Origin of the sequence: Sphingorhabdus sp., from assembly GCF_046596595.1 — a bacterium.
In the GTDB taxonomy this organism is placed as follows: Bacteria; Pseudomonadota; Alphaproteobacteria; order Sphingomonadales; family Sphingomonadaceae; genus Sphingorhabdus_B.
Map to the genome: position 1 here is coordinate 64,131 of NZ_JBKJMB010000122.1, position 7,246 is coordinate 71,376.

At 53.3% G+C, this 7,246-nt stretch carries 8 protein-coding genes; 6 read left to right on the plus strand and 2 right to left on the minus strand.

Annotated features, from left to right (window positions below; all coding sequences use genetic code 11):
- Positions 1-10 precede the first annotated feature (10 nt).
- The 4 genes from dapF to ACLL9E_RS12325 are packed head-to-tail and all read left to right on the plus strand — an operon-like array spanning position 11 to position 3,631.
- On the plus strand, positions 11-817 hold the full coding sequence (gene dapF / locus ACLL9E_RS12310; RefSeq protein ID WP_411292030.1) for a diaminopimelate epimerase: 807 nt from the start codon (positions 11-13) through the stop codon (positions 815-817).
- On the plus strand, positions 814-2,079 hold the full coding sequence (gene mtaB, locus ACLL9E_RS12315; RefSeq protein ID WP_411292031.1) for a tRNA (N(6)-L-threonylcarbamoyladenosine(37)-C(2))-methylthiotransferase MtaB: 1,266 nt from the start codon (positions 814-816) through the stop codon (positions 2,077-2,079). The genes dapF and mtaB overlap by 4 nt, the downstream gene beginning before the upstream one ends.
- Positions 2,076-3,005, plus strand: a complete 930-nt coding sequence (gene ftsY / locus ACLL9E_RS12320; protein ID WP_411292032.1) for a signal recognition particle-docking protein FtsY — start codon at positions 2,076-2,078, stop codon at positions 3,003-3,005. Before mtaB ends, ftsY begins: the two co-directional genes overlap by 4 nt.
- On the plus strand, positions 3,002-3,631 hold the full coding sequence (locus ACLL9E_RS12325) for an inner membrane-spanning protein YciB (protein WP_411292033.1): 630 nt from the start codon (positions 3,002-3,004) through the stop codon (positions 3,629-3,631). Before ftsY ends, ACLL9E_RS12325 begins: the two co-directional genes overlap by 4 nt.
- Here the strand turns inward: ACLL9E_RS12325 and ACLL9E_RS12330 are convergent, their stop codons facing one another.
- A complete protein-coding gene (locus ACLL9E_RS12330) occupies positions 3,632-4,255 on the minus strand; it encodes a superoxide dismutase (protein ID WP_411292034.1) in 624 nt (207 codons plus the stop codon). It abuts the gene before it with no gap.
- 167 nt (positions 4,256-4,422) lie between these two features.
- Here ACLL9E_RS12330 and ACLL9E_RS12335 point away from each other — a divergent pair, with 167 nt between their 5' ends.
- Complete coding sequence (locus ACLL9E_RS12335) at positions 4,423-4,986, plus strand: urate hydroxylase PuuD (RefSeq protein ID WP_411292035.1); 564 nt, start codon at positions 4,423-4,425, stop codon at positions 4,984-4,986.
- Positions 4,987-5,034: 48 nt separating this feature from the next.
- Here ACLL9E_RS12335 and pspF read toward each other — a convergent pair whose 3' ends face one another.
- Positions 5,035-6,069, minus strand: a complete 1,035-nt coding sequence (gene pspF, locus ACLL9E_RS12340) for a phage shock protein operon transcriptional activator (RefSeq protein WP_411292036.1) — start codon at positions 6,067-6,069, stop codon at positions 5,035-5,037.
- A gap of 467 nt (positions 6,070-6,536) precedes the next feature.
- Here pspF and pspA point away from each other — a divergent pair, with 467 nt between their 5' ends.
- Positions 6,537-7,220 (plus strand): phage shock protein PspA, encoded by a 684-nt coding sequence (gene pspA, locus ACLL9E_RS12345; protein ID WP_411292037.1) that lies wholly within the window; start codon positions 6,537-6,539, stop codon positions 7,218-7,220.
- The last annotated feature ends 26 nt before the right edge of the window (positions 7,221-7,246 follow it).

The window sequence follows — 7,246 nt, forward strand, 5'->3', positions numbered from 1 at the left end:
ATCGCCGGGAATGGCGATTGGCGAATTTCACAAGATGCACGGGCTGGGTAATGATTTCGTCATTATCGATGCCCGCGCGCAACCTGTTGATATGCCTGAAGCCCGCGCGCGGCATATTGCGGACCGGAAGTTCGGCATTGGCTGCGACCAGTTAATTTTGCTTCTCCCTTCGGTTGTCGCCGATTTGGCCATGCGCATTTTTAACCCCGACGGTGGTGAAGTCGAAGCCTGCGGCAATGCCTCGCGCTGCGTGATCGCTCTATTGAAGCAAGACCTTTTAATTGAGACCAAGGGCGGCATCATTTCAGGTCAATTGGCTGGCAGTGATGTCAGTGTTTCGATGGGCCAACCCAAATTTGGCTGGCAAGATATCCCACTCGGCTTTGCAATGGACAGCAACAGCATGCCCGTCAGCTGGGAAGAGCTCGAAAACCCGATGGCCGTCAACATGGGCAACCCGCATGCCGTATTCTTTGTGCCCCATGCAGATGCCGTGGATTTGGCGCGTCTTGGTTCCATAATCGAAAATGATCCCGTTTTTCCAGACCGCGTGAACGTCAATGTCGCTTCGATCTCGGAAGACGAAATCCGGCTGCATGTTTGGGAACGTGCGGCCGGACTGACCGGAGCGTGCGGCACTGGGGCATGCGCGACTGCAGTGGCGGCTATCCGCCAAGGCAAAGCCAAGTCGCCTGTTACAGTGCATCAATCCGGTGGCGCTTTGGTCATCGCATGGGCACCGGGGCAATCGGTAATCATGACCGGAAGCGCGACTTATGTCTTCGCTGGACAAGCAGACTGGGACGATTTCGGATGAACGCGCTTCTTAAAAAGCCTGAGGTCATCAGCATGGGATGCCGCCTCAATTTGGCCGAAAGCAATGCCTTGGCCGAACAACTTGCCGGCCAAGACAATCTCATTATCGTCAACAGTTGCGCAGTCACGAATGAATCGGTCCGTCAGACCCGCCAAGCCATTCGACAGGCGCACAAACGGCGTCCGGAGGCAAAGGTGTGGGTGACGGGCTGCGCCGCGCAGGTGGAGCCAGAAACTTTTCAAAACATGCCTGAAGTATCCGGCGTTTTCGGCAACCATGAAAAACAGAACGCGGCGTTGCTGCGCGAGATAATTGCTCGACCCGACCGCCCCGTTGTGGTGTCTGATATTATGACGATAGCGCAAACCGCGCCGCATCTTGTTACGGCCTATTCCGGCAAAACCCGCGCATTTGTCGAAGTGCAAAATGGGTGTGACCATCGCTGCACTTTTTGCATCATCCCATTTGGGCGCGGGAATAGCCGCTCGGTTCCGGCGGGCAGCGTGATTGAACATATCCAAAAGCTGGTCGACACAGGTTTTAAGGAAGTTGTCCTCACGGGAGTCGATGTCACCAGCTATGGCCATGACCTGCCTGGACAACCAAATCTCGGCTCGCTCGTCGAACGCATCTTAAAACTCGTTCCTGATTTGCCTCGTTTGCGTCTATCGTCCATCGACGGCGTAGAAATCGACGACAGGCTGTTTGACCTGCTCACGGGAGAAAGGCGCGTCATGCCGCATGTTCATTTGTCGTTGCAGGCTGGCGACAACATGATCCTCAAGCGCATGAAGCGCAGGCACAGCCGCGAACTTGCGATTGACCTTGTTGCGCGACTGAAATCAAAAAGGCCGCAGATCGCAATCGGTGCGGACATCATCGCTGGCTTCCCCACCGAGGATGACGCCATGTTTGCCAACAGCATCAACCTGGTGCGTTCATGCGGAATTGTCCACGGGCACATTTTCCCTTACTCGCCCAAAAAGGGTACGCCAGCAGCGCGAATGCCGCAACTACCTCCGGCGACCATTAAAGCGCGCGCTAGAGCATTGCGCGAGGCCGTTGCGGCCGAGAAGGCAACATGGATGACTGGCCTCATTGGCTCCCTTCAAAATGTCGCAGTAGAGAGCGGGGGCATGTCCGGACACGCAGAAAACTTCGCGTATCTTAAACTCAACAAAGTGATGACCGAAGGCAGTATCGTGCCTGCCAAAATCACGGCCCTTCAAGATGGAATATTACAGGCAGAGGTTATTCAATGAGCGATAGTGCTGGGTGGACCGACCGGTTGTTCGGTGGCCTTAAAAAAACGTCGGGCAAGTTGACCGAAAATATTGCAGGGCTTGTCACCAAGGCAAAGCTTGAGGCGAGAGACCTCGACGAAATAGAGGACGCATTGATTGCTTCCGACCTTGGTCCGGCAATGGCATTGCAAATTCGTGAAAAGATCGCGGCGGGCCGGTTCGACAAGGCCATTGATAACGATGGCATCCGGCAGATAGTCGAGGATGAAATTGCCGCAGTGCTTGCCCCCGTCGCTTCGCCTCTTGAAATTGACGCTTTTCCGCGTCCTCAGGTCATTCTCGTCATTGGCGTAAATGGATCGGGCAAAACGACGACGATCGCAAAACTGGCCAATCTTTTTCTTGAGCAGGACTACGGCGTCATGCTTGCCGCAGGTGACACCTTCCGCGCCGCGGCGATCGGACAGCTAAAAATCTGGGCCGATCGTATCGGCGTGCCGATTGTAACCGGGCCCGAAGGCGGCGATGCGGCGGGTGTGGTGTTTGACGCGGTGAAGAAAGCGACGGCGGAGGGGATCGACGTCCTGATCGTCGATACAGCGGGACGGCTCCAGAATAAGCGCGAATTAATGGACGAGCTTGCCAAAATCCGCCGGGTATTGGGTCGTCTGAACCCTGCAGCGCCGCATAATGTTGTTCTGGTACTTGATGCCACCACTGGTCAAAATGCGTTGTCACAGATCGAAACATTTAAGGAGGTCGCTGACGTGACTGGACTGGTGATGACGAAATTAGATGGTAGCGCGCGTGGCGGCATATTGGTGGCGGCGGCGAAGCAATTCGGCTTACCTATCCATGCAATTGGTGTGGGCGAGTCGATCGACGACTTGCGGCCATTCAATGCGCAGGACGTTGCGCGGGCAATCAGTGGTGGTTCGTTGTGACCGAAACCACGCCAAAGCAGAAGCCATCGGGCACGCTTAACTTCATCCTCGATTTCGGGCCTTTGTTCTTATTCTTCTTGGCGTCGAAACTGGGGAGTTCGGATACAGACCCAAAACAAGGCGCAATCGTCGGTACTGCTGCATTCATGGCCGCAATCGTCGTCGCGGTCATCATTTCAAAATTGAAAATCGGTAAAATTTCACCGATGCTCAAGCTCACAGCCGCCTTGGGAGTCTTTTTTGGCGCTCTCACCGTCTGGTTTCATGATGAACGCTTCATCCAGATCAAGCCGACCATCATCTATCTGTTTTTTGCGGTTTTGTTGATTGGCGGCTGGATGCGGGGCAGAGCGATGCTGAAATATGTTCTTGAACAGGCATATCAGGGATTGACCGACGAAGGCTGGTTAAAACTCTCGCTGAGTTGGGGCCTGTTTTTCCTTGCATTAGCTGGGCTTAACGAAATTTTCCGAAGGCCCGAATGGTTTTCATTCGATACGTGGCTGTCGATTAAAGTGTGGGGCGTAACCGCCCTAACCTTCTTGTTCGCTCTGGCTAATATCCCAATGCTCATGCGCCACGGGCTGAAGCTCGGCGACGATGCCGAGCTTCCCCCGCAGGGTTAGTTATTGTGTCTGGTCGGCCCGCGATATGCCGCGTCCGTCGAGGTTTTCAGCAACGAATTCCCAATTGATCGCTTTATTCAACAACGCATCGACATAATCGGGGCGCGCGTTGCGATAATCGATATAATATGCATGCTCCCACACATCGATGGTCAGTAACGGCGACATGTCATGCGCCACCGGCGTATCTGCATCATGCAAAGACGTGATTTTGAGCGCATCACCGTCAAGTACCAACCAAGCCCAACCGCTGGCAAAATGCCCGACTGCCTCTTCTTTCAATTTGGCGAGCATATTTTCATGGTTGCCAAAGCTCGAGTCAATCATCGACTTTAGTTTGCCCGTTGGCGATTGTTGTTCCGGGGTCAGGCATTCCCAATAGAAGCTGTGGTTCCAGATTTGCGCTGAATTGTTGAACAGACCCTTGTTGCCCTGTGCCTTTGCCGAAATGATAACTTCAGTCAGCGATGCGCCAGATAATGCCGCATCGTCAGCAATCAACGCGTTGGTTTTGTCGACATAAGCCTTGTGATGCTTGCCATGATGATACTTAAACGTCTCAGCCGAGATAAGATCGCCAAAGGCAGAAGTGTCGTACGGGAGTTCGGGGAGAGTGAAGGGCATATGTAATCTTTCCTATTAAAAAGGTTAGGAGGCAAACGCATAGGGGGTGTGTCCCGTTCCGTCGGTCACGCAATTCTTGCGCAGAAATTATGTGACAAGCCTCATTCCCCCAGATAGGCAGCAACCTGTCAGGGGCAATACGGCCTGAATGCCTAGGGGAGGAAAGAATGGCGAAATTTTTTGGAAATCTACATCTGGTGCTGGTCGCAGGACTTGTGCTGTCGTTGGCAGTCATGTTCGGATTAGACGGCGATGCATTGACGGCGCAGTCGGTTACACGCTGGCTGCATACATTTTTCGGGATAGTCTGGATCGGTTTGTTATATTATTTCAACTTCGTTCAGATTCCAACCATGCCAAAAATTCCAGCTGAGCTGAAGCCAGGCATTTCAAAGCATATCGCGCCATCGGCATTGTTCTTTTTCCGATGGAGCGCAGCGCTCACCGTATTGCTTGGCCTCATTATCTCCGTTCAAGCTGGCTACGGGCATAAGGCGTTCGCACTACAGGATCCTTACAAGCTGATTGGCGTTGGCATGTGGCTTGCCGTCATCATGGCGTTCAACGTGTGGTTCATCATCTGGCCAAACCAAAAGAAAGCGCTTGGTATCGTTGAAGCAGATGATGCGACAAAGGCGAAAGCAGCGACCACTGCAATGATGACATCGCGTTTGAACACATTGCTGTCGATCCCGATGCTCTACACTATGGTCAGCTTTAACGGCGGCTAGTTTTGGATATCTTGATTTTAGAGAGGGGCGGCCATTGCTGCCCCTTTTTTATCCCAGAAGATCATGCTTTTTCAGCGTGTGGCGCAACTGGTCGTAGCTGAGATTGAGTGCCTTGGCTGTTTGCCGCTGGTTATACCGACTTTTTGCAAGTGCCTGTTCCAAAACTGCTTTTTCAAACCGCTCGGTCGCTTCGCGAAAATCTGTCACGTCCACAGCTTGACTTAAATCGGTTGAAAAGCGGGTTTCGGCTGCGTTTTGATTATCGGCTTGTGTCTGAGCCGGCGCTGACGCAGCAATCCCGCCACGCCAGGGGCTATCGAACGGGTCAAACTGGATATAGTCAACTGGCTGTGACGGATCGGCCCACCGGTACACAGCGCGTTCCACGACATTTCGCAATTCGCGAACATTACCCGGCCACAAGTGATTTTCCAGCGCGCGGGTCGCGATCTCTCCAAATCCTGGCCAGCCTTCCCATTCGAGTTCCGCGGCCATCTTGCGTCCATAATATTCAGATAATACCTCGACATCGCCTTCGCGGACACGGAGCGGTGGCAAGGTGATAACTTCAAAGCAGAGCCGGTCGAGCAGGTCGGCTCGAAACCGCCCCTTCTCCACCATATGGGGCAGATGTTCGTTGGTTGCGGCCACGATACGCACGTCGACGCGCATCGGACGTGACGAACCAATTCGCGTTACTTCACCATATTCGACGGCGCGCAATAGCCGTTCCTGCGCGCCCATGCTCAAAGTGCCCAGTTCATCAAGGAACAAGGTACCGCCATCTGCCTCTTCAAAGCGTCCCTCACGTGCGCGCGTCGCGCCTGTAAAAGCGCCAGCCTCATGCCCGAACAGTTCGGCCTCAATCAGTGTTTCGGGCAAGGCTGCACAATTTATTGTGACAAGTGGCCCGTCCCATCGGGAACTCAGGCGATGAAGCCGCTCGGCAATCAGCTCTTTACCAGTCCCGCGCTCGCCAACCACGAGTACCGGCCTGTTTAGCGGCGCTGCCCGGCTCGCACGTTCCACAGCATCAAGAAATGCCGACGATTGACCAATAAACTGAATGTTATCCCGATCCATTTTCAAACATTGGCATATCTCACCATAGAGTGGCAATATTTACTATCAGTTCAATCCAGAATTTTTCGACGATTGGCGGAAATACAACAAAAACTGAAATTGGCACGCTCCCTGCAATGTATTCTGCAACCCGGCAAAGCACTGGGAATTAACAAAGGGAAGAAACAAGATGCGCAAGGAAATCGAAACCAGCAATCATTCAAGCGGACACGAAAGCCGTCTCTGGCTGTCTGTTGCTTTGTCCATCTCGATGATTTTCACCAGTTACGCCGTATCGGTTCTAAACCATCATAACGATGGTGAACTAAACGCTCAAATTTATACTCATAGGCCCGCCGTTGTCAGCTATCTTGCCTGATATCGTAAGCCTGCGACCGGAGTACCTCAGCTCCCCCCCACCCTCCCCAAGGTATCCGGTCGCCCCCTTTATTAAAGTAGTCGCCAACAAACATTATCGGAGTTTCCCAATGGGCATATTTTCACGAACCCGCGACATCATTGCCGCCAATGTGACCGACCTGCTCGACAAGTCTCAGGATCCAGCCAAGATGATCCGCATGATCATTCTGGAAATGGAAGAGACACTTGTCGAAGTACGGGCATCGGCCGCGCGCACGATCGCCGACCAGAAGGAATTGCGCCGTCACATCGACAAGCTGAACACATTAGAGGCGGACTGGACCGACAAAGCCCATCTGGCACTGTCCAAGGGTCGCGATGACCTTGCCAAGGCCGCGTTGGTGGAAAAGCGTAAGGCAACCGACATGAGAGTACAGCTCACCGCTGAAGTCGATGTTCTGAACGACGCGCTTAAGGCTTCGGAGCAGGATATCCACAAGCTGCAGAAAAAGCTTGCCGATGCGCGCAGCCGTCAGAATGCGTTGATGACTCGTCTTGAAAGCGCAGAAAATCAGGTCAAGCTGCGCACCATGTACAATGGTGATAAGGTTCGTGAGGCATTTTCCCGCTTCGACGTCCTTGAGCGCCGCGTGGATGAAGCTCAAGGATATGCGGACTCGCTTTCCATCGGATCAGATGCACCGCGCACGTTGGGCGACGAAATCGCAGCGCTTGAATCGTTCGATGTCGTCGATGCCGAACTTGAAGAAATGAAAAAGGCCATGAAGGCCGACCAAAAGAAGGAAGGCTAAATCATGGAAGATGTATTGGTCCCGGT

Bases quoted from the DNA above. Each gene is read 5' to 3' on its own strand.
- pspF (WP_411292036.1), bottom strand. From the start codon at position 6,069: ATGGATCGGGATAACATTCAGTTTATTGGTCAATCGTCGGCATTTCTT.
- ftsY (WP_411292032.1), top strand. From the start codon at position 2,076: ATGAGCGATAGTGCTGGGTGGACCGACCGGTTGTTCGGTGGCCTTAAA.
- ACLL9E_RS12330 (WP_411292034.1), bottom strand. From the start codon at position 4,255: ATGCCCTTCACTCTCCCCGAACTCCCGTACGACACTTCTGCCTTTGGC.
- dapF (WP_411292030.1), top strand. From the start codon at position 11: ATGGCGATTGGCGAATTTCACAAGATGCACGGGCTGGGTAATGATTTC.
- ACLL9E_RS12335 (WP_411292035.1), top strand. From the start codon at position 4,423: ATGGCGAAATTTTTTGGAAATCTACATCTGGTGCTGGTCGCAGGACTT.
- pspA (WP_411292037.1), top strand. From the start codon at position 6,537: ATGGGCATATTTTCACGAACCCGCGACATCATTGCCGCCAATGTGACC.
- mtaB (WP_411292031.1), top strand. From the start codon at position 814: ATGAACGCGCTTCTTAAAAAGCCTGAGGTCATCAGCATGGGATGCCGC.